Origin of the sequence: Mycolicibacterium sp. MU0050, assembly GCF_963378085.1 — a bacterium.
Lineage (GTDB): Bacteria > Actinomycetota > Actinomycetes > Mycobacteriales > Mycobacteriaceae > Mycobacterium > Mycobacterium wendilense.
Window position 1 is genome coordinate 4,615,932 of the sequence record NZ_OY726395.1, and the last position, 20,930, is coordinate 4,636,861.

Sequence of the window (20,930 nt, forward strand, 5' to 3'; positions counted from 1 at the left end):
GGCTACTACCGTCGCGAACATGGACGACTTTCGTTACCTCGACCTGAACGGGGACCGGATCGCCTACTGGGATTCCGGTGCCACCGACCGGGCGGACACCTTGTTGCTGGTCCACGGCATCTCGGGCAGTTCCACCACCTGGCGCCACATCAAGCCGCTGCTTGCCCAAAACCATCGGGTCATCGCCCCCGACCTGCTCGGGCACGGCCGGTCGGACAAGCCCCGCGGCGACTACTCGCTGGGCGCCGCCGCGGTGTGGCTGCGCGACTTCCTCGACGAACTGGGCGTCGCGCGCGTCACCGCCGTCGGCCAATCGCTCGGCGGTGGCATCGCGACGCAATTCGCCCATCAGCATCGCGAACGCTGCGACCGGGTGATCTTGATCGGCGGCGGCGGTGTCGCCCCCGAGCTGTCCTGGCCGCTGCGGATGCTCTCCACACCGGGCGCGGAATACGTGCTTCCGGCGGTCGCCCCCACGGCCGTGCTGAGCGCGGGCAACGCCGTCCGCGGCTGGCTGGCCGCGACGGGCCTGCGCTCGGCACGCGCTGCGCAACTGTGGAACACCTACGCCAAGCTCTCGGACGCCGAGACCCGGCACGCCCTGCTGGGCACCGTGCGTTCCGCCGCCGAGATCCGCGGGCAGGCGGCCGTCAGCGCGCTGAACCGACCGCAGCCGTCAGCGCAGATGCCGGTCCTGCTGATCTGGGGCGAGGACGACCGGATCGTGCCGGTCGCGCACGGACGCGCCGCCCACGCGGCCCTGACCAACAGTCGGCTGGAAGTGCTCCCGGGGGTCGGGCACTCGCCGCACGTCGAAGTCCCCGACCAGGTCGCGGACCTCATCGGGGACTTCCTCGCCGGCACCCAGCGGCGTTCGGTGATGCTGACCCGTTGCTAGCTGGGCCTCAGTACGCGATGAACAGGATCTCGTCGCGCGAGTATTCGTGGCCGGGGTGGTTCTCCGACAAGTGCTTCTGGGTCTTCTCGACCAGGTCGTCCTCGTCGGTCCCGACGATGGACTCTCCGCACGGGCAGTTCAGGTGAGTCTTCATGCGTACAGGTCTACCTCACCGGCGCCATCTGCGGTAGACACGGGGGGCGGCGCGGGCGAACTCGACAAGATGGTGAGGCCAGCATGTGGGATTTCGAAACCGACCCCGAATACCAGGAGAAGTTGGACTGGGTCCGACGAGTTCATGCGCACCGAGGTCGAACCCCTCGACTTCCTGCCGCTGGACCCCTACGACAAGCAGAACCCGAAGGTCATGGCGGCGCTGCGGCCCTTGCAGCAGCAGGTCCGTGACCGCGGGCTGTGGGCGGCGCACCTGACGCCGGACCTCGGCGGTCAGGGCTACGGGCAGGTGAAGCTGGCGCTGCTCAACGAGATTCTGGGCCGCTCCCGCTGGGCGCCGTCCGTGTTCGGCTGCCAGGCCCCCGACTCCGGCAATGCGGAGATCCTCGCGTTGTTCGGCACCGAGGAACAGCGGCGGCGCTACCTGCAGCCGCTGCTCGACGGCGCGATCAGTTCTTGTTATTCGATGACCGAACCGCAGGGCGGCTCGGACCCGGGCCTGTTCGTCACGCGCGCCGAGCGCGACGGCGAGGCCTGGGTGATCAACGGGGAGAAGTGGTTCTCCTCGAATGCCCGGCACGCCAGCTTCTTCATCGTCATGGCCGTCACCAACCCCGACGCGCGCACCCGCGACAAGATGTCGTTGTTCATCGTCCCCGCCGAGACGCCGGGCATCGAGATCGTCCGCAACATCGGCGTCGGCGCCGAATCCTCCGATCACGGCACCCACGGATATGTGCGCTACACCGATGTCCGCGTGCCACTGGATCACGTGCTCGGCGGGGAGGGCCAGGCCTTTGCGATTGCGCAGACCCGACTCGGGGGCGGCCGCATCCACCACGCGATGCGCACCATCGCGATGGCCCGGCGCGCCTTCGACCTGATGTGTGAGCGCGCGGTGTCCCGGCAGACCCGGCAGGGACCGTTGGGGGACTTTCAACTGACCCAGGAGAAGGTCGCCGACAGCTGGTTGCAGATCGAGCAGTTCCGGCTGCTGGTGCTGCGCACGGCGTGGTTGATCGACAAGCATCACGACTACCAGAAGGTGCGTCGCGACATCGCCGCGGTGAAGGTCGCGATGCCCCAGGTCCTCCACGATGTCGTGCAGCGCGCGATGCACCTGCACGGCGCGCTCGGGGTCTCCAACGAGATGCCGTTCGTCAAGATGATGGTGGCGGCCCAGTCGCTGGCCATCGCCGACGGCCCCACCGAGGTACACAAGCTGACCCTGGCGCGTCGGACGCTCAAGGAGTACGAGCCCGCCGACACCGTCTTCGGGTCCGGCCACCTGCCGACCCGGCGTGCCGAGGCGCAGGCCCGGCTGGCCGAGCGCCTCGAACTCGACGTCGCCGACCTCTGAACTTTTTTTCCCGCGAGCGTGCACGTCCCCGGCCGACACGCCGACCAAAACCCCGGGATCGCGCACGCTCGTCGCGCGGTGAGCGGCCGGGTGTGCCACGCTTCTCGCCGACATGCACGCACTGAGTTCCCTGTCGGCCCGATGAACCCGACCCTGCTGTTTCTCGCCGGGATCTGCGGTGGGCTGACGGGCAGCATTGCCGGGCTCGCCTCCGTGGCCACCTATCCCGCACTGTTGGCCGTCGGGCTGCCGCCGGTGGCCGCCAACGTCACCAACACCGTCGCCGTGGTGTTCAACGGCATCGGCTCGGTGTTCGGCTCGCGCCCCGAACTCGAGGGGCAGGGCGCCTGGCTGCTTCGGATGGGTCCGTTGGCCGCGCTCGGCGGCGCCGCGGGCGCGCTGCTGCTGTTGTACATCCCCGCAGAGGGTTTCGAGCGCAGCGTGCCGATCCTGATGGGCGCTTCGGCGCTGGCGATCCTGCTCCCGCGCCGGCCACGATCGCCCGACGACAAGCCGCGCCGACGTCGGCCGGTATTGATCGTCGAGGGCCTGGCGATCCTGCTCATCACCGGTTACGCAGGCTATTTCGGCGCCGCGGCCGGGGTGCTGATGCTGGCGCTGCTGCTGCGGGCCGGCGGCGCGACGCTGGCGCACGCCAACGCCTCGAAGAACGCCCTGATGGGGGTCGCCAACCTGGTCGCGGCCATCCTGTTCGCGGTGCTGGCCCCGGTCGCGTGGGCGGCCGTCGTGCCGCTGGGCCTGGGTTGTCTGATCGGATCGCGGCTGGGCCCGGTGGTGGTGCGGCACTCGCCGGCCACCCCGATGCGGCTGCTGATCGGCGCCGCGGGCCTGGCGGTGGCCGTCAAACTCGGCATCGACACCTACTGATCACCCGGGACCGTGCTGAACTTCCCGCGAGCGTGCTGGGTCCCCCGCGTGCAGGGGCGTCCCCGGCCCGACACGCCGCTCGACACCCGGATCTGCGCACGCTCGGCGCGCCCGACTACCGAGTCAAACCGGCCAACGTGTCGGCGATGCGGGCGGTGAACTCTTCGACCTCTTGCTCGTTGTAGCCGCGCTTGCCCCACGGCGGCCGTCGAAATCGGAACTGCCGTACGTCCTCCGCCGTCAAGGTGCCGCGGCCCTCCAAACGCTCCACGACCTCGTCCAGAAACGCGTCGATCTGGTCCTCGTCGTAGCCGCGACGCCCGAAGCGGGGCATGGAGAAGCGGACATCCCGGACGTCGTCCGCGGTCAAACGTGGGCTCATCGGTCGATCGTAACGGCGCGACCGGACGCCCACCCCCACCTTTTGCGGCGCGAGTGTGCGCAGTCCCGGCCCACTACCCGACGTGTCGGCCGGGACGCCCCTGCAAGCGGACCCCGGCCCCCTCGCGAGAAAGTGGCTGTGCCCCACCCGCTCGCGAGGAAATGGAGCCTAGAACATGTACCGCAGGATGCTCTCGGCGACGCAGGCCGGCTTGTCGCCACCCTCGACCTCGACGGTGGTGGACACCGTGAGCTGCAGCGCGCCGTTGCCCAGGTCCTCGGCCTTGGTCAGGGTGGAGGTACCGCGCACCTTCGCGCCCACCGGAACCGGCGCCGGGAACCGAACCTTGTTCAGCCCGTAGTTGATTGCCAGCTTCACGCCCTCCACCGTGTAGATCTGGTGCATCAACACCGGCAACAGCGACAACGTCATGAATCCGTGCGCGATGGTGGCGCCGAACGGTCCGTCCTTGGCGCGCTCGGGATCGACGTGAATCCACTGGTGATCGCCGGTGGCGTCGGCGAACAGATTGACGGCGTCCTGGGTGATGGTCTGCCAGTCGCTGCTACCGAGCACTTCACCCTGGGCGGCGACCAATTCCGCGGCCGAGCTGAACTTGCGCATGGTGGATCCTCTCTAATTGGTTGTGGTACTTGCAGTGTCACGGGAGGCGATGAGCCCCTCCTGAACGATGGTCGCGCAGATGCCCCCGTCGGCGCCGATCAGCCCGGCGCTGACGAGGCCGCGCCCCCGCGAGGCCGCCGGAGATCGCGACTCCACCAGGTTCCACCGGTCGGCGCGAATACGGCGGTGGAACCAGACGGCGGCGTCCAGGGTGCCGCTGCGGTGGGTGCGCGCCTGCATGGAGTGGCCGTGCACCCGCAGCGCGGGATCGATCATGTACACGTCGGTGACGAACAGCATGGCGCAGGTGTGCAGCAGCGCGTCGTCGGGCATGGGAACGGTTGCACGCCACCACATTCGACGGACGAAATCCGCCCCCGCCCCCTCGTCGGCGATGCGGATGTCGAGTTCGTCGAGCGGCAGCCCCGGCGCCGGCCCCGGCGGCCCGGTGCGGTCGAGTTGCTCGGGGTCGTGCGGCAGATCCTCGCGCACCCCGTGCTCCGGGCCGGCCATCGCCCGGGAGAACGACACCGTCGCGGTCGTGAGAATCTTGCCGGCCTGCCGTGCCACCACGCGCCGGGTCATCGCCGTCCGCCCGTCGTGGGTGCGCTCCACGGCGTACTCGGTGGGTTCGACGGCGTCGCCGGTGCGCAGGAACTGCAGATGCAGACTGGTGGGGGCGATGTCGTCGGCGAGCGGCAGGCTCGCGGCCGCCGCGGCCAGCGATTGCGCCAGGAACTGCCCACCGAAGGCCCGCTTGCCCGGTGGCCCGTACCCGCGGCCGGCCCAGACATCGGTGTCCGCGGACTGCAGTTCGAGAACCTTCAGCAGCGCACTCATCGTGAGCCGTCGACCTCCGAAGACGTTGCGACCGCGTGGGATTCGAGCAACCGGTCCAGCTCCTGCGCCGAGACGCCGAGTTGCTCGGTGAGCACCGCCGCGGTGTCGTCGCCGAGTGCGGGCGCGGGGACGGCGGGGTTGTGCGCGCCGTCGATCATCAACGGGAGACCCGGCGCCAGGTGCTCGCCGATCCGCGGCTGTTGCAACACGGTGAACAGCGGGTTGGCGGTCACCTTCGGGTCGGTGCTGGCCTCGGTGAAGCTGCGGTAGCGCTCCCACAACACAGACGTGCCCGCCAGCGCGTCCGCGACCTGCTCACCGGTGTGCTCGGCGAACCAGACGCTGAACAATCCCGTCAACGCGTCACGGTGCCGGTACCGCTGACCCTCGTCGTTGAAGTCGGCGTCCAGCGCCTCGGCAAGGGCGGCAACCGCTTTGGTGGTGCCGGTCAGCTCCGCCAGATCCCGAAAGTGCCGTCCGGTCAGCGCCACCACCATGAAGTCGACGCCGTCGCTGCTGGTGAAGTTGGCACCGTACTGGCCGTAGAGCGAGTTGCCCAAGCGCTGCCGTTGCGATCCGGCGATCATCGGTTCGGTCAAGAAGCCCATATTGCCGGCGGTGGCCAGCGCGACGTCCTCCAGCGGCAGCCGGATGCGGCTGCCCTCACCGGTGGCGTCGCGGTGGCGCAGCGCGCTCACGATGCCGAGCGCGGCGTACAACCCGCACGCCAGATCCCAGGCCGGCAGCACGTGGTTGACCGGGCCGGCCTGTGACTCCGGCCCGGTGACCAGAGGGAACCCGATCCCGGCGTTGACGGTGTAGTCGACGCCGGTGCCGCCGTCGGCGCGACCGGAGACCTCCAGGTGGATCAGATCGGGACGACGGGCCACCAGCGCGTCGTACCCGTGCCATTCGCGGCCGACGACGTTGGTGATCAGGATGCCGCCCTTCGGCCCGCTCTCGGTGATCAACCGGGCGATGAGTTCCTGGCCGTCCGGGCTGCGCATGTCGACCGCGACGGAGCGCTTGCCCTTGTTCAGGCCCGCCCAATAGATGCTCTCGCCGTCGTCGGTCAGCGGCCAACGGCGGTAGTCGGAGGCCCCGCCGACGGGGTCCACCCGGATCACCTCGGCGCCCAGCTGCGCCAGGGTCATCCCGGCCAGCGGCACCGCCACGAAGCTCGAGATCTCGATGATCCGAACCCCGGCCAGCGGAGTGGCCGAGCTCGACGTTCCGGTCATTGCATGCCCTTTCTGGCCCGACGTCGTTCGCCGCTAGTCAACCAGTACCGGCACGACGCGTGACATGCCGGTACGGCTGACGCCTATCCTTTGCTCGTGAGGTCTCGGATCGACGCGGCGATTGAGCGGGCGCTCGACGCCCGTCAGCGAGAGGCCGCCGAGGAGGTGGACCGCATCCTGTCGGCGGCTCTCGGGGTGATCGAGCGGACCGGACCCGCGCCGCCGAAGGTCAGCGACATCGTGGCCGCGGCCGGCACCTCCAACGCCGCCTTCTACCGCTACTTCACCGGCAAGGACGAGCTGCTGCTGGCGGTGATGGAGCGTGGCGTCAACATCACCGCGGCCTACCTGAAGCGCGAGATGGCGGCCCAGGACGACCCTGTCGCGAAGGTCCGGACCTGGATCATCGGGGCGCTGGGCCAGGTCGGTGAGCCGCGCCGGACGGCGCGCAGCCGCGCGGTCCTCAGTCAGTTCAGTTCGGTGCCCGACGGGCAGATCACCGCCCCGATGCGCGACCTGTTGGTGCCCCCGCTGACCGACCTCGGCTCCGCGGACCCGGCGCGCGACGCCGATGCCCTCTTCACCACGGTCAGCGGGGTGCTGCGGCGACACGCGGCGGCCGAGACGCAGCCCGGGCGCGACGAGATCGAACACGTGGTGAGCTTCTGCCTCGCGGCCGTCGACACCGACCGGGAGCACCGGTGAGCCTCGGCCCGACGGACATCTCGCTGACCGGTCGGGTCGCGGTGGTCACCGGTGGCGGGGCCGGCATCGGGCGCGGCATCGCCGCCGGCCTGCGCGCCTTCGGGGCCCAGGTCGCGATCTGGGAACGCAACGCTGAAACCTGCGCCGCCGCAGCGGAATCCCTGGGCGCCCTGGGCCTGACCGTCGATGTCCGCGACGGCGAGCAGGTGGACGCGGCACTGACGCGAACCGCCGCCGAGCTGGGCCCCGTCACCGTCCTGGTCAACAACGCCGGCGGGGTCTTCCACTCCCCGCTGCTGGACACCACCGAGAACGGCTGGGATGCGTTGTACCGCAGCAATCTCCGCCACGTCCTGTTGTGCACGCAGCGAGTTGCCCGCGCGCTGGTCGCGGCCGAGCTGCCGGGCAGCATCATCAACGTGACCTCGATCGAGGGCGTGCGGGCGGCGCCGGGTTACGCCGCCTACTCGGCGGCCAAGGCCGGCGTCATCAACTACACCCGCACGGCCGCACTGGAATTGGCTGCGCACCGCATCCGCGTCAACGCCCTGGCACCGGACATCACCCTGACCGAAGGGCTGGCCGCGCTCTCCGACGAGGACCACTCGGAGCGGTTGGCACGCATCGTCCCGCTGGGTCGCGCCGGCCACGTCGACGACCTCGCGGGTGCCGCCGTGTTCCTGGCGTCGGCCCTGTCGGGCTACATCACCGGGCAGACCCTGCACGTCGACGGTGGCACCCAGGCCGCCGCCGGCTGGTATCACCACCCGGACACCGGCGACTACGTCCTGGGACCGAGCTGAGATGCGGTTGTTGCTGCTCTCCGACACCCACGTCCCCACCCGGGCCAAGGACCTGCCGGCGCAGGTGTGGGACGAGGTCGCCCGCGCCGACGTCGTGATCCACGCCGGCGATTGGATGGCCGTCACGCTGCTGGACGCGCTGGCGGACCGTGCCGCCTGCCTGATCGCCTGCTGGGGCAACAACGACGGCGCCGACGTGCGGGCGCGGTTGCCCGAGCGCGCCGACGCCACGCTGGCCAGACTGCGGTTCACCGTGACGCACGAGACCGGGGCGGCCGCGGGACGCGAGGCCCGGATGTCGCGGCTCTACCCCGACACCGACGTGCTGGTGTTCGGGCACAGTCACATTCCGTGGGACACCACCTCGGCGACCGGGTTGCGGCTGCTCAATCCCGGCTCGCCCACCGACCGGCGCCGGCAACCGCACTGCACCTACATGACCGCCACCGCCCACGACGGCACCCTCGCCGACGTGCAGTTGCACCGGTTGCCGCCGAGGCCGGCCCGATGACCGCCGTGCCCGCCATCGACTGCCGCCACCTCACCCACCGGTACGGCGATTTCACCGCCGTCGACGACCTGACCCTGCGGGTGCGCAGCGGCGAAACCCTGGGCCTGCTGGGTCCCAACGGCGCCGGGAAGACCACCGCGGTGCGGGTGCTGACCACCCTGACGCCCCCGCAGCAGGGCCAGGTGTCGATCTTCGGCCTGGACACCCGTAGTCGGACCATGGATGTCCGCTACAACATCGGCTATGTGCCGCAACAACTCTCGATAGAGTCTGCGCTGACCGGACGACAGAACGTGCAATGGTTCGCGCGCCTCTACGACGTGCCGCGCCGGCACCGGGCCCGCCGGGTCGGCGATGCCCTGGCGGCGATGAACCTGACCGAGGTGGCCGACAAGCCCGCGTCGACCTACTCCGGCGGGATGGTGCGCCGGCTCGAACTCGCCCAGGCGCTGGTCAACCAACCCTCGCTGCTCATCCTCGACGAGCCGACCGTGGGGCTGGATCCGATTGCCCGCGACGATGTTTGGACCCAGGTGCAGCGGATGCAGGACGACTACGGCATGACGGTGCTGTTGACCACCCACTACATGGAGGAGGCCGACGCCCTGTGTGATCGCGTCGCGCTGCTGCACCAGGGCAGGCTGCAGGCTGTCGGCACCCCCGACGCGCTCAAGGCCACGGTGGGCGCAGGGGCCAGCCTCGAGGACGTCTTCCGCCACTACGCCGGCTCCCGGCTCGACGACGACACCTCCAAGCGCGGGCTGCGCGAAATCCGTTCCAGCCGAAGGACGGCCCGCCGTGGCAGTTGAGTCCCGGCCGCTGTTGTATGCCCCGCGCGGCTGGCGCCGGGTGCGCGGACTGCTGCAGCGGATGGGCACCTTCGCGCTGGTCGAACTGCAGAAGCTGCGGCACGACCGCACCGAGTTGTTGACCCGGATGGTCCAGCCCGCGCTCTGGCTGCTGATCTTCGGGCAGACGTTCTCCCATCTGCGCATCATCGACACCGGTTCGGTGTCGTATCTGGCGTTCCTGGCGCCCGGCATCATCGCGCAGTCGGCGCTGTTCATCTCGATCTTCTACGGCATCCAGCTGGTGTGGGACCGCGACGCCGGCATCCTGGCCAAGCTGATGGTGACCCCCACCCCGGCCTCGGCCCTGATCACCGGCAAGGCGTTCGCCGCGGGGGTGCGCTCGATCGTCCAGGTCATCGGGGTGTTGGCCATCGCCTACCTGATGGGTGTCGCGCTGACGATCAATCCGCTGCGCATCCTGGCGGCGATGGGGGTGGTGGTGCTCGGGTCGGCGTTCTTCGCCTGTCTGTCGATGACCCTGGCCGGGTTGGTCCGCAATCGCGACCGGCTGATGGGTATCGGCCAGGCCATCACCATGCCGCTGTTCTTCGCCTCGAATGCGCTCTACCCGGTGGAGATCATGCCCGAATGGCTGCGCTGGCTCTCCGCGGTCAATCCGCTCAGTTACGAGGTGAATGCGCTGCGCGGGCTGCTGCTCGGGACCCCGTCGAACATGGCACTGGACCTCGCCGTGCTGGTGGTCGCCGCGGTCCTCGGCGTGATCGCGGCGTCGGCATTGCTGCGCCGTCTGGTGCGCTGAGCGGTTTCGGCGCCGCGCAACCCACCAGAATCCTTGACAGATTGTTGGGTTTTCCCAACACTTGATTGCATGAGTCCGGTTCGACGGGGGGAATCGCTCCCGATCTACAACCGCCTGGGCGTGCTGCGCGCCGAGCGGCGGATGAGCCGGGCCGACTTGGCGAACCTCATCGGGGTGAACCCGCAGACGGTCGGCGCACTCGAGCGCGGTGACCATTATCCGAGCCTGGACCTGGCGTTTCGGATCTGTGCGGTGTTCGAGCTGCCTGTCGAGGCAGTGTTCTCGCGCACCGAGTTCACCCCGCTGTCCGCCGAGGTGTACGGGCGCACGACCGCAACCTGAGGAGACGACCATGCCTGAACAGGCGCACGTCGACCACCGCAACATCCTGCAGCGCTACCAGGACTTTCGCACCAGACGCTTCCGCAAGTACGAACAGACCTGGGCCACATCGTTGCCGCGCTGGCGCACCCGAGGACGCCGACGGGCCCTGGTGATCGCGGTCGCGGTGTCGTTCCTCGTCATGGCGACGACGGCGGTGCTGTGCGCGTTCGGGTTCACCACGGCCGCACTGCTGTGGCTGCCGGCGTGCGCGCTGTTCTTCCCTGCGTGGACGGTGCTGCAGATCGCCTCGGGCCGACTGGGCGACGCACCCGAGGCCGCCCTCGACGAGTTCGAGGTCGCTCAGCGCAACAGCGCCCGGTCCATCGGGCTGACCATCACGCAGTACCTGATGCTGATCCCGATCGGCTACCTGCTGATCGGCGCCGTCCATGGACTCGGCGCGGGCGAGGACGTGGCCTACGCCGGCGCCCTGATGGTGTTGACGGTGCTGCTGATCGGTGGCTGCGCCCCGGCGATGATCCTGGCGTGGGTGCGGCCGGACCCCGTCGCGGAGGACTGACGCGGAGCCCGTTGCATCAAACGCAACCGACGCGCCGCGCGGATGCTGCTAGACCCCGGTTGACCGGCACCGACTCCGCCGGGGAGCGGGCCCGGACAGGGGCGAACACGCCGCGGACGGATCACAACGCGGTGACAAATCGGCCTCCGGCGTGAAGCGCAATCGTTAGTCAACCGCGATCGCGCGCAGCGGTTCAACAGGCGTTCCACCGGAAAACCCATGGTTCACTTGCGTCACACAGGTAACACATCCTTGTAATTACGACCATGGAGGAGCGAGTCGTGAAGTTCGTTCGGAAGTTGCGCGGTACGGCAAAGGAATCCCTGCGCCGACTGTCGGTCGCCGCCATCGCGGCCGCCGCGCTGCCCGGCCTGCTCGGGGTCGTCGGTGCCACGGCACCCGCAGGCGCGTTCTCGCGTCCGGGGCTGCCGGTCGAGTACCTGATGGTCCCGTCGCCGTCGATGGGGCGCGATATCAAAGTTCAGTTCCAGGGCGGCGGACCCAAGGCGGTCTACCTGCTCGACGGTCTGCGGGCACAGGACGACTTCAACGGTTGGGACATCAACACCCCGGCGTTCGAGTGGTTCCACAACTCCGGGCTCTCGGTCATCATGCCGGTCGGCGGTCAGTCGAGCTTCTACACCGACTGGTACCAGCCGTCGCAGGGCAACGGTCAGGACTACACCTACAAGTGGGAAACGTTCATGACCCAGGAGCTGCCGACCTGGCTCGCGGCCAACCGCGGTGTATCCCCGACCGGCAACGCCGCCGTCGGCCTGTCGATGGCCGGCGCCGCATCGTTGACCTACGCGATCTGGCATCCGCAGAAGTTCATCTACGCGGGCTCGCTGTCCGGCTTCCTCAACCCCTCCGAGGGCTGGTGGCCGACGTTGATCGGCCTGGCGATGAACGACGCCGGCGGCTTCAACGCCAACAGCATGTGGGGCCCGTCGTCGGATCCGGCCTGGCAGCGCAATGATCCGATGGTCAACATCAACCGCCTGGTCGCCAACAACACCCGCGTCTGGATCTACTGCGGCACCGGCAACCCGTCGGAGCTCGACGCGGGCACCAACGGCGGCAACCTGCTGGCCGCACAGTTCCTCGAGGGGCTGACGCTGCGGACCAACGTCACCTTCCGGGACAACTACCTGGCCGCCGGTGGCACCAACGGCGTGTTCAACTTCCCGGCCAACGGGACCCACAGCTGGGGCTACTGGGGACAGCAGCTGCAGCAGATGATCCCGGACCTGCAGCGGGTGCTCAACGGCGCGCCGCCCGCCGCCTGATCCATCACCACCCCTGTGGCCCCCGCTTGAGGCGGGGGCCACAGTATTTTGCGGCCCAAACTCCCCTTTGGGCCGCAAAGTGCGAGTGGCTTCCGGTATTTCGTCGATCTCGGCGTAGGAAAGTCCGCGACGGCTCAGCTGTCGCGGAGCCGCTGCCGCAGGCCGGTGGCCCGCACCACCCGTCGGGCCAGGGCCGCGCGGACCTCCGCCTCGGTGCCCACCACCCGCACCCTGGATTTCGCCCGGGTGACCGCGGTGTAGAAGAGTTCACGGGTCAGCAACCGCGAGTCCTGCGGCGGCATCAGCACCGTCACCTCGTCGGCCTGGCTGCCCTGGCTCTTGTGAATCGTCATGGCGTGCATGGTCTCGACGTCGGCGAGCCGACTGGTGGCGAAGTCCTGCACCTGCTCCGCGCCGGCGATCGCCACCCGCAGCGCGCCGCCGGCAAGCACGGTCACACCCATGTCGCCGTTGTACAACCCCAAGCCGTAGTCGTTGGCCGTCACCAGCACCGGCCTGCCCAAATACCACTGGCTCCACAACGATTCGCCACTGTGCTCCGACAGCCACCGTTCGACCTGGCGATTCCAGTGCCGGATCCCGACGGGGCCGTCGCGATGCGCGCACAGCAGTCGGTGCGCCTCGACCGCGGCGAAGGCGCCGGACACATCGCCGGCCGCCGCGGCGGCGCGCACCCGCAGCGCATGCGGGACCAGGATCTCGCGCAACTGCTCGGTGGGATTGTCGGTGCGCACGAACTCGATGTGCTCGCCGCCGGCGGAAAGGATCTCCATCACCTGATCGGCGTCGCCCCGGCGAATCGCGGTGGCCAGCGCGCCGATCTGCGCGCCGAACCGATGCGTGGTGGACAGTTCGGCGACGTGGCCCGTGCCGCGCGCACCCAACCCCTCCACCAGATCGGCCAGCACCGCCCCCGCCTCGACCGAGGCCAGCTGATCGGGGTCGCCGACCAGGATGAGCCGGGTGTCGGGCCGCAACGCCTCGAGCAGCCGCGCCATCATGGTCAGCGACACCATGGAGGTCTCGTCGACGACGATGAGATCGTGCGGCAGGCGGTTGCCGCGGTGATGTTTGAAGCGCGTCGAACTGTCCATCCGCGCCCCGAGCAGTCGATGCAGGGTGACGGCCTGCAGACCGGCCAGCCGGGCGCGGTCGGATTCGCCGAGGTTGCCGACCTCCGTTCGCACCGCCTCCTGCAGCCGCGCCGCGGCCTTGCCCGTCGGCGCCGCCAACGCGATGCGGGGCCGTCGCGCCCCGACGCCCTCGGCCTGCTCGGCGACCAGGGCCAACAACCCGGCTATCGCCGTGGTCTTGCCGGTGCCGGGACCGCCGGTGAGCACAGTGATCCACTGCGACAAGGCAATTCGCACCGCCGCACGCTGTTCCTCGGAGCCCGGGCGATGGAACACCCGGTCCAAGCCGGCGGTCAGCACCGACTCGTCGACCGCCGGCGGCGGTGGTCGCACCGCCACCAGGTCCTCACACACCTGCCGTTCCTCGCGCCAGTAGCGGTCCAGATACAGCAGCCGGTCCTGCTCGAGGTGCAGCACCGCGCGCTCGGTGAGCAGCGGACTGCGGCGCAACTCCGCCAACCACGCGTCGGTCTCCGGCCAGGGCACCGCCCCGGGCAGTTCGCCGCCGTCCAGTTCCGTGGCCACCGTCCGCAGGTCCACGCACACCGAACCGAAGCGCACCGCGCGCACCGCCAACGCCAACGCCAGCGCGACGAGTTCGCTGGTCTCCTCGGCCTGCGCGGTCAATCGCGTCGCCACGTGCACGTCCGCGGCATCGAGGACCCCCGCGTCGTTGAACGCGCGCAGCAGCCCCGCGGCATTGAGCGCGCGGCGCCAATGCAGCGTGTCGTCGGGGGCCGGCGCGGTCATCGCTGCACCGCCGCACCGTCGAGCAGATCCGACAGGGCGAGCACCAGCCGCGCCGGCGGCCGCCAGCTGAACACGCCGGTGCGGTGGCCGTCGACCACCGGGGTGTCGGGGCCGCACATCCCGCGCAGGAACAGATACAGCACCCCGCCCAGATGCCGCTCGGGTTGATAGTCCGGTAACCGCCAGCGCAGATAGCGATGCAGGACAACGTTGTACAGCAGCGCCTGCAACACGTAGTCGGAGTGCAGCATCGCCGCGGTCAGCTGGGCGTGGTTGTACTCGTCGGCCACCGCGCGCCGGTCCTCGCCGAGCCGGTTGGTCTTGTAGTCGACCACCACGAACCGATGCCCGACGGCGGGGTCCGGGACCCGCAGCACCGCATCGATGGAACCGGACAGGTACCCGCGCAGGGTGGCCGCGGCCAGCGCGGGGGCGCGCAACTGGTCGGCGTACGCGCGCAACGGGTCGCCGTCGCCCAACTCCGCGGCCAACAGGTCGCCGACCTGCGCCAGCGTCACAGTGTCCGGATGCGGGTCGAAATCGCCGCCGGCCAAGGGGATTTCGAACTCCAACTCGCGAAGACGATCGCCCCGGCCAATGTCGCGCAGCCGCAGGTCGGCGGCCAGTTCACCCAGCGGGGTGTCGTGCACCGGCACCAGGGCCGCCGCGATGTCGGCCACCTCCGCATCCACCGGCCACCAGGCGAAGTGCCGGGCCACGTGCGCGGCGAGTTCGGCTTCGAGGTCGGCGGCCAGCGGGTCGGCGGTCTCCAGCACCGCATGCACCAACGAACCGAAGGTCGCCCCGCCGGGCAGATCGATCATCGGCGATCGCACCCCCTCGGGGTGCGTGGCGTCCGGCGCCGACCCGGTGGCCGGAGCCTCGACCTCGTCGTCCTTGCCGACCGCCTCCGGCTCGCTGCTCACCCCGACCGGGCTCTGATGCGAGGACCGGACCAGGGCCGAATACGACGTCCGCCGCCAACTCGAGTCGAGCGCACGGTCGAACGTGCGGACCGCCAAGCCCTCCGGCGGGGAAATCGGCCGCAGCTTCGACACCTCCGCGACGACCGACTCCTCGACGACGGGCCCGCCGGCACCCTGCCACGCCGCGAACAACCGGTACGCGTCCGCGTCGGTGATGCCGGCCTCGCAGCGGTCCGGCACCGCGGCCTCGCCGGGCCGTCGCCCGCGCAGCAGCCGGGACAGGCCCCCGTTGACCTCGTCCCAGGACGGCGCCCACCACGCGGTCACCTGGGATTTCGCCCGGGTCAGCGCCACGTAGGCCAGCCGGAGTACCTCCCCGGCCGATTCCGCGGCGGCGCGGGCGGCGGCCTCGGCGTACCCCGGGCTGCCGGCGCCGCCGATGTGCAGACACCGCTGCCCGGACTCGTCGTGAAACAACACCCGGTCGGCAGACCTAATGTTGCGATTGAACATGAAGGGCAGATACACCACCGGGAACTCCAGGCCCTTGCTGCCCCAGTACGTCATGATCTGCACGGCGGCGGTCTCGCTGTCCAGCCGTCGGTTACGTTCCGCGCCGGTGCTGGCGGCCCGCTGCCCGCGCAGCAGTTCGGCCAGCGCGGGCAGGGACAACCCGTCCCGGTGCGCGGCGTCCTGGAGGAGGTCGGCCAGGTGCGCAAGGTCCGTCATCCGCCGGGCACCCCCGGACTCGGCCAATACCCGCCGCCCCATACCGGCCAGATTCGCGGACTCGAAGACCGCGGCCACCCCGAGCCGACGCACCCGATCCGCCCAGTCCCGCAACGTTTCCGCGACCCGGTCGGTCAGCGCGTCCCCACCCGCGGCCAGGCTCGACCCCGTCTCACCGAAGAAGCTCGTGAGCGCGGCGGCGCGGACCAGCGCGGGCCGATGCGTCTGTTCCATGGCTTCGATCAGGCACAACCAGTCGTTGGCCGCCGCCGAGGTGAACACATCGGCATCCCCGGAGTACACCGACGAGATGCCGAGCGCGGCCAGCGCGTCTCGGCACGGTGCTGCGTCCCACCGATTCTGCACGATCACCGCGACGTCGCGGGCCGTGAGCGCGGCACCGTCGAAAGTTGCTCCACTGGTGAGCAATCGGGCGATGTCGGCGGCCAGGTCCTTGGCGATGTGCAGCCGCAGATCCGCGATCGGGATGGTGTCGTCGTCCTGCTTCCGGAACTGCGCGCGGCCGACGACGCGCAACCGGAACGGATCGTTGTGCGGGGCACCGGCGAGCCGATGGGTCTGGTGGTGAGCCCGGACGTCTCCGACGACGATGTCGGCGTCGCCGAGCTGCGCCCCGCGCAGCACCGCCTGGACCGCGTCGACGAGCGGTTTGTCGCTGCGCCAGTTGGTGTCCAGGGTGCGTCGGTCGCCGGCGCTGTGCGCCGCCGCCAGATACGTGACGATGTCGCCGCCGCGAAACGCGTAGATCGCCTGCTTCGGGTCGCCGATCAGTACCAGGGTGCAGGCGCCGGCGAACGCCCGCTCGATCACCTGCCACTGGATGGGGTCGGTGTCCTGGAACTCGTCGACCAGGACGATGCGCCAGCGCCGCCGCATCCGGGTCCGCGCCGGGGCGTCGTGCTCCTGCAACGCGTCGGCGAGCCGACTGAGCAGGTCGTCGTAGCCTTGGATGCGCAGCCGACGCTTGCGGGGCTCGATCTCCGCGAGCACCCGACGGACGAAGTCCAGCCGGACGGCGGCATCCGAGTCCGCCGGGGCTTCGACCGGATGAATGGCCGTGCCCGGGTTGCCCACTGCGTCGCGCGCCAGGTCGAGCGCCTCCTGGCGGGTCATCGGCGGTGCGACCTTCTGCTGGCCGAAATGGGCCAGGTACACGTCGTCGACGATCTCGGCGATGAGGTGGTCGAGAGACTCCACCAGTTGCACATCCGGGTCGCCGTCACCGGCCACGCCCAGCGATCTGAGCACGATCTGGCAGAACTGGTGGGTGGTCGCGATGGTCGCGGAATCGAAGTCCGCCAGGGCATGCCGCAGCCGGCGGGCCCGGGTGGCCAGTTCCTCCGGCGCCGCGTTCAACAGGTGGGCGATCAGGTCGTTGGCCGGCTCGACGGGCGCCCCGGCGGTCTCGACGGCGTTGAAGACCTCGACGGCCTCCACCAACTGCGCGCGCACCCGCTCCCGTAGTTCGCGGGTGGCCGCCCGGCTGAAGGTGATCAGCAGCATCTCGTCGAGCGTCGCGTGGCCCTCGGCGAGATAGCGGGTGACCAGCGCCGCCAGGGCGAAGGTCTTTCCGGTTCCGGCGCTGGCCTCCAGCACAGTGGTGGAGTTCGCGGCGGGCAACGGACCGAACAGGTCGAAGGGCTTCATCGGTCCACCTGCTGCTCGGCGTCCAGCATCGGCCCCCAGACCCGACGGGACAGCGCACCGAGGCGCGTGGTCTCCCCCGGAAACTCCTCCCCCGGCGCGGGCGGGCCCAGCAGCACCTCCAGCGGCGCGTCCGGCCCCCAGGCCCGACGGTGCGCCGCGGCGTCGTCGTCACCGGGGTATTTGTTCGATTTCCACGCGTACAACGCCGCCCGGTACGGATCCGCGCGGTTGCGGCGCGCCGCCGCCCAGGCGTGGGAGGTTTTGAGCGGCAACGGAACCGGTTCACACCGGCCGGTATCGTAGATGGCCACCAACTGCGCGAGCAGCGTGGCGGCAGGCTGGGCGGGGCGGCCGAAGGCGCGCACGGCGACGCCGTTGCCGCCGCGCCGTCCGATGCAGATCGCCGACCAGTCCCGCTCCGGCGCCGCGGCGGTGAGCGCGAGCAGCCGAATCCAGGACTGCAGCACATGTTTGGGACCCAGAGTCGAGTAGGTGACCGATACGTAACGGTCGGCGTGCACCGGGTTCACCGTGCCGGTGAGGCGGCGCCCCGCCCCCAGGTCGACGTCGACGTCCACGGCCGCGGCCGCACCGGACCGGAACTCGAATGTGGTTGCCGCCAGCCGCTTGGCGAGTTCTTGGGTGCGCTGCGCCTTGCGCCACCCCAGCTGACCGGGCGGCAGTTGACCGCGGCGCCACTCGGCGTGCAGGGCCCATTCGGGATCGCGGCCGCGCAGCAGGTCGTCGAGCATCCGGTTGCCGACACCCCACGCGGCCAGGGCATCGACCTCCACCGGAATCGCGTCCTCGACGGCGTCCGCCTCGAACGGCAACGCCACGCCAAAGCTGCGGAAGAAACCCTTCACCGGGTCGTTGAAGAACCCCAGCAGATCCTCGAGCCCGACGTCGCCGGGTTCCGGCGCGGGCAGGGGAGCCTCGAGAAACCCGGGGGACCGCTCCTCGGCGGGCGCGCCGATCGCCTCGGCGGCCACCAGCGCCGTCGGGTCGAAGGTGAACGCCGTCGGCTCCCCCAGCTCGCCCGGGGTCACGTTGCGGCTGTCGAACGGTTGCAGCGGATGGTCCACCAGGACGTGCCCGCGCACCGGCGCCGGGGTGGTGCGGTCCAGCGCGTCGAGAATCTCCGCGAGCGGCACGCACGGCGGGCGGGCCTGTCCGGTGTACTCGTCGGCGCCGGTGTAGGTGATCACCAACTTCTCGCCCGCGGCGCTGATGGCGTCCAGCAGCAGCTGACGGTCCTCGGACCGGATATCCCGTTCGCCCACAACGGGATCGCGCGCCAACACGTCGTCGCCGTCGGGCGCACCGACGCGGGGGAACACGCCGTCGTCCAGCCCCACCAGGCACACCACCCGGTGCGGCACCGACCTCATCGGCACCATGGTGCACACCGTCAGGCCGCCGCTGCGGAAGTTCGCCCGCGTGGGACGGCCGGACAGGTGACGTTTCAGCAGCGACCGGATGTCGCTGAGCCGCAAGGCGATCGACGCCTGCGGACCGGCGTCGGCGACCATATCGGCGAACTCGCTGTGCAGTTGGCCCGATTGCCAGCCGTCGGCGGCACCCACCCGGGTGAGCCGGGCCACCCCCTCGGTGAGCAGGCCCAGCCACTCGGCCAGCGTCCGCGTCCCCGACAGGGAATCCACCGTGCCCTGCAGCCGATCGATGAACTCGGCGAAGCGCCCGGCCAGCTCGACCCGGTTGCTGCCCACGTCGTCGAGCGGCAGCGTCAGGCCCAGCCAGTCCTGGGAATCGTCGGACATGGCGACCCCGCACAGCACCCGGTCCACCCCGAAGCGCCACGTGTTGTGCACGAACGCGCCAACCCCGAACGGCTCCCGGTGTTCCTGATCGAAACCCCACCGGATACCGGCTTCCCGCACCCATTCGTTGATGGTGTCCAGGTCGTCATCGGTGAAACCGAACCGCGCCCGCACCGGGCCCGCCTCGGCGAGGTTGAGCACTTCGCTGGCAGTGGCGCGGCCGCCCACCAGATCCAGCAGGTTCGCGGTCACCGCCAGCAGCGGGTTGGTCTGGACCGGCGAGCGGTCCGCCAGCCGAACCCGCAGGCGTTGCGCCGGATGGCCGTCGCCGTGGCCGTCGGACTCGCCGAGCCCGAACCCCGCGACGATCAGCGGCGCAAAGGTGTCGATGTCGGGGCACATCACCAGGATGTCGCGGGGCTCCAGCGTCGGGTCATCGGCGAGCGCGCCCAACAGCACGTCCCGCAGCACGTCGATCTGACGCGCGGGGCCGTGGCAGGCGTGCACCCGCACCGAGCGGTCCGCGGCGGAGAAGGTCCGGCCCTGCGGGCGCACCGCGTTGGCCGACAGATCGGACTGCAACCAGCCCAACAGGGTGTCGGGTCGAGCTTCGCCGGCGCCGGCCCCGTGGTCGACCGCGGTCTCCGGCAGCGACTGCTGCAACTCGCGGACGTCGCGCCCCAGCGTCAGCAGCAGCGGGTGACCGCTCTCCGCGACGTCATCGCGCCCCTCGGCGTCGGCGCGACGCACCCGTCCGGTGCGGTGCTCACCGAGGCTCCGCCACAAGGCGTCACTGGGGTGCGGGATCCACAGGTGCACGTCATGGTGGGTCGACAGCGCCGTCAACAGTTCGATATCGGTTGCCGCCAGGCGGGTCTGGCCGAACAGCGAGATGCGCGGCGGCAGTTCCGTCGGCTCGGCCCGCAACGCGGCCACCGCCCGGTCGTGGCGTACGTGCGGCGGGTCGGCCGGCACCCGCCGCACCAGCTGCCGCCACAATTCGGGTTGCCAGCCGAGGTCTGGGTCCAGCGGGGCGCCGAGGCCGTCGGTGTCCGCGCCGTTGCACCAGTCGATCAACAGCTGGGGACGCTGGGCCGCGTAGGACGCGAACAGCCCGGCCAGCCGGCGGGCCACGGCGTACCTACGCCCCAGCCGCAGTTCCGCCTCTTCGCCGCTGCGACCATGCCCGAGATGCTCCGCGAGCGGGCGACACCAGGGCTGTCCCGCCGCGGCGTCGACGACCTCGAGCAGCGGCCACACCATGCTGTCCGGGGACCACGGGTCGATGTCGTCGGTGCCGGCGAGCTCGGCGATCAGCGAGCGCGGGGAGCGGAAGGAGACCCCCGCGCAGACACCGTCTTTCCCGCCACCCCGCCCGCCGTCGTTCCCGCCGCCCCGCCCGCCGTCGTTCCCGCCGCCCGCCCCCAACACGTGCGCGAGCCGCTGCGACAGCCAGCGTTCCACCCCCCGCGCGGGCACCAGCACCAGTTCCTCGGCGAACGGGTCGGGCAGGGGCGAGGACAGCAACTGGCCCAACCCGTCGGCGAGCAGGTCCGTGCGTTCGGCACGGTGCAGGTGGAGCGCCATCGCAGCCCAATCTAGAGCCTGGGTATGACGGCGCGGCCGGGGCCGGGCCGAATCGAGCTGCCACGAAATCGAATCGTCATCCCGAGTCGGCGGTCTGCCCGCGCT

General features: G+C 70.3%; 18 protein-coding genes and 1 pseudogene. 11 read left to right on the top strand and 8 right to left on the bottom strand.

Translation table 11 applies throughout. The annotated features are described in order from the left end of the window. Window positions 1-19: 19 nt before the first annotated feature. Window positions 20-898: an alpha/beta fold hydrolase gene (locus R2K23_RS22015; RefSeq protein ID WP_316512598.1), complete on the top strand. Its 879-nt coding sequence runs from the start codon at window positions 20-22 to the stop codon at window positions 896-898. Between the two features lie 7 nt (window positions 899-905). Here the strand turns inward: R2K23_RS22015 and R2K23_RS22020 are convergent, their stop codons facing one another. Further along, window positions 906-1,052: a DUF1059 domain-containing protein gene (locus R2K23_RS22020; protein ID WP_316512599.1), complete on the bottom strand. Its 147-nt coding sequence runs from the start codon at window positions 1,050-1,052 to the stop codon at window positions 906-908. Window positions 1,053-1,135: 83 nt separating this feature from the next. Between R2K23_RS22020 and R2K23_RS22025 the strand changes: the two are divergent. Further along, window positions 1,136-2,432 (top strand): annotated as a pseudogene (locus R2K23_RS22025) (acyl-CoA dehydrogenase family protein). 141 nt (window positions 2,433-2,573) lie between these two features. Then, complete coding sequence (locus tag R2K23_RS22030) at window positions 2,574-3,320, top strand: sulfite exporter TauE/SafE family protein (RefSeq protein ID WP_316512600.1); 747 nt, start codon at window positions 2,574-2,576, stop codon at window positions 3,318-3,320. 115 nt (window positions 3,321-3,435) lie between these two features. On the opposite strand, the gene R2K23_RS22035 is transcribed toward R2K23_RS22030, so the two are convergent. The 4 genes from R2K23_RS22035 to R2K23_RS22050 all read right to left on the bottom strand — a co-directional run bounded on the left by R2K23_RS22035 (window position 3,436) and on the right by R2K23_RS22050 (window position 6,407). Then, entirely contained in the window at window positions 3,436-3,702 is a 267-nt protein-coding gene (locus tag R2K23_RS22035; RefSeq protein WP_316512602.1) for a DivIVA domain-containing protein, read from the bottom strand. 168 nt (window positions 3,703-3,870) lie between these two features. Further along, window positions 3,871-4,326: a MaoC family dehydratase gene (locus tag R2K23_RS22040; protein ID WP_316512603.1), complete on the bottom strand. Its 456-nt coding sequence runs from the start codon at window positions 4,324-4,326 to the stop codon at window positions 3,871-3,873. A gap of 12 nt (window positions 4,327-4,338) precedes the next feature. Then, a complete protein-coding gene (locus R2K23_RS22045; RefSeq protein ID WP_316512604.1) occupies window positions 4,339-5,166 on the bottom strand; it encodes an acyl-CoA thioesterase in 828 nt (275 codons plus the stop codon). Continuing rightward, window positions 5,163-6,407 carry a CoA transferase gene (locus R2K23_RS22050; RefSeq protein WP_316512606.1) on the bottom strand — a complete coding sequence of 415 codons (1,245 nt, stop codon included), beginning with the start codon at window positions 6,405-6,407 and terminating at the stop codon, window positions 5,163-5,165. The genes R2K23_RS22045 and R2K23_RS22050 overlap by 4 nt, the downstream gene beginning before the upstream one ends. Before the next feature lie 96 nt (window positions 6,408-6,503). On the opposite strand from R2K23_RS22050, the gene R2K23_RS22055 reads away from it, so the two are divergent. From R2K23_RS22055 to R2K23_RS22090, 8 genes are all read left to right on the top strand, one after another. After that, the gene (locus tag R2K23_RS22055; RefSeq protein ID WP_316512607.1) at window positions 6,504-7,112 is read left to right on the top strand and encodes a TetR/AcrR family transcriptional regulator; all 609 of its coding nucleotides are present in this window, start codon (window positions 6,504-6,506) and stop codon (window positions 7,110-7,112) included. Beyond that, complete coding sequence (locus tag R2K23_RS22060; RefSeq protein WP_316512610.1) at window positions 7,109-7,915, top strand: SDR family NAD(P)-dependent oxidoreductase; 807 nt, start codon at window positions 7,109-7,111, stop codon at window positions 7,913-7,915. Before R2K23_RS22055 ends, R2K23_RS22060 begins: the two co-directional genes overlap by 4 nt. A 1-nt stretch (window position 7,916) precedes the next feature. After that, window positions 7,917-8,426, top strand: coding sequence for a metallophosphoesterase family protein (locus R2K23_RS22065; protein ID WP_316512611.1), 510 nt, complete (start codon window positions 7,917-7,919; stop codon window positions 8,424-8,426). Beyond that, window positions 8,423-9,235 (top strand): ATP-binding cassette domain-containing protein, encoded by an 813-nt coding sequence (locus R2K23_RS22070; protein ID WP_316512613.1) that lies wholly within the window; start codon window positions 8,423-8,425, stop codon window positions 9,233-9,235. Before R2K23_RS22065 ends, R2K23_RS22070 begins: the two co-directional genes overlap by 4 nt. A gap of 61 nt (window positions 9,236-9,296) precedes the next feature. Then, window positions 9,297-10,037 (top strand): ABC transporter permease, encoded by a 741-nt coding sequence (locus R2K23_RS22075; protein WP_396893666.1) that lies wholly within the window; start codon window positions 9,297-9,299, stop codon window positions 10,035-10,037. Window positions 10,038-10,106: 69 nt separating this feature from the next. Further along, window positions 10,107-10,379, top strand: a complete 273-nt coding sequence (locus R2K23_RS22080; protein WP_316512616.1) for a helix-turn-helix transcriptional regulator — start codon at window positions 10,107-10,109, stop codon at window positions 10,377-10,379. Window positions 10,380-10,389: 10 nt separating this feature from the next. Next, the gene (locus tag R2K23_RS22085) at window positions 10,390-10,941 is read left to right on the top strand and encodes a hypothetical protein (RefSeq protein WP_316512617.1); all 552 of its coding nucleotides are present in this window, start codon (window positions 10,390-10,392) and stop codon (window positions 10,939-10,941) included. Between the two features lie 281 nt (window positions 10,942-11,222). Further along, the gene (locus R2K23_RS22090; protein WP_316512619.1) at window positions 11,223-12,230 is read left to right on the top strand and encodes an esterase family protein; all 1,008 of its coding nucleotides are present in this window, start codon (window positions 11,223-11,225) and stop codon (window positions 12,228-12,230) included. Window positions 12,231-12,364: 134 nt separating this feature from the next. Here R2K23_RS22090 and recD read toward each other — a convergent pair whose 3' ends face one another. Genes recD through recC form a run of 3 tightly spaced genes read right to left on the bottom strand, consistent with a single transcriptional unit; the run spans window position 12,365 to window position 20,825 of the window. After that, window positions 12,365-14,134, bottom strand: a complete 1,770-nt coding sequence (gene recD, locus R2K23_RS22095) for an exodeoxyribonuclease V subunit alpha (RefSeq protein WP_316512621.1) — start codon at window positions 14,132-14,134, stop codon at window positions 12,365-12,367. Beyond that, on the bottom strand, window positions 14,131-17,457 hold the full coding sequence (locus R2K23_RS22100) for a UvrD-helicase domain-containing protein (protein ID WP_316512622.1): 3,327 nt from the start codon (window positions 17,455-17,457) through the stop codon (window positions 14,131-14,133). The genes recD and R2K23_RS22100 overlap by 4 nt, the downstream gene beginning before the upstream one ends. Further along, window positions 17,454-20,825, bottom strand: coding sequence for an exodeoxyribonuclease V subunit gamma (gene recC / locus R2K23_RS22105; RefSeq protein ID WP_316512623.1), 3,372 nt, complete (start codon window positions 20,823-20,825; stop codon window positions 17,454-17,456). Before recC ends, R2K23_RS22100 begins: the two co-directional genes overlap by 4 nt. Window positions 20,826-20,930 lie beyond the last annotated feature (105 nt).

Coding starts and splice junctions, on each gene's coding strand:
- R2K23_RS22015 (WP_316512598.1), top strand. CDS start 20: ATGGACGACTTTCGTTACCTCGACCTGAACGGGGACCGGATCGCCTAC.
- R2K23_RS22020 (WP_316512599.1), bottom strand. CDS start 1,052: ATGAAGACTCACCTGAACTGCCCGTGCGGAGAGTCCATCGTCGGGACC.
- R2K23_RS22030 (WP_316512600.1), top strand. CDS start 2,574: ATGAACCCGACCCTGCTGTTTCTCGCCGGGATCTGCGGTGGGCTGACG.
- R2K23_RS22035 (WP_316512602.1), bottom strand. CDS start 3,702: ATGAGCCCACGTTTGACCGCGGACGACGTCCGGGATGTCCGCTTCTCC.
- R2K23_RS22040 (WP_316512603.1), bottom strand. CDS start 4,326: ATGCGCAAGTTCAGCTCGGCCGCGGAATTGGTCGCCGCCCAGGGTGAA.
- R2K23_RS22045 (WP_316512604.1), bottom strand. CDS start 5,166: ATGAGTGCGCTGCTGAAGGTTCTCGAACTGCAGTCCGCGGACACCGAT.
- R2K23_RS22050 (WP_316512606.1), bottom strand. CDS start 6,407: ATGACCGGAACGTCGAGCTCGGCCACTCCGCTGGCCGGGGTTCGGATC.
- R2K23_RS22065 (WP_316512611.1), top strand. CDS start 7,917: ATGCGGTTGTTGCTGCTCTCCGACACCCACGTCCCCACCCGGGCCAAG.
- R2K23_RS22070 (WP_316512613.1), top strand. CDS start 8,423: ATGACCGCCGTGCCCGCCATCGACTGCCGCCACCTCACCCACCGGTAC.
- R2K23_RS22075 (WP_396893666.1), top strand. CDS start 9,297: ATGGGCACCTTCGCGCTGGTCGAACTGCAGAAGCTGCGGCACGACCGC.
- R2K23_RS22080 (WP_316512616.1), top strand. CDS start 10,107: ATGAGTCCGGTTCGACGGGGGGAATCGCTCCCGATCTACAACCGCCTG.
- R2K23_RS22085 (WP_316512617.1), top strand. CDS start 10,390: ATGCCTGAACAGGCGCACGTCGACCACCGCAACATCCTGCAGCGCTAC.
- recD (WP_316512621.1), bottom strand. CDS start 14,134: ATGACCGCGCCGGCCCCCGACGACACGCTGCATTGGCGCCGCGCGCTC.
- R2K23_RS22100 (WP_316512622.1), bottom strand. CDS start 17,457: ATGAAGCCCTTCGACCTGTTCGGTCCGTTGCCCGCCGCGAACTCCACC.
- recC (WP_316512623.1), bottom strand. CDS start 20,825: ATGGCGCTCCACCTGCACCGTGCCGAACGCACGGACCTGCTCGCCGAC.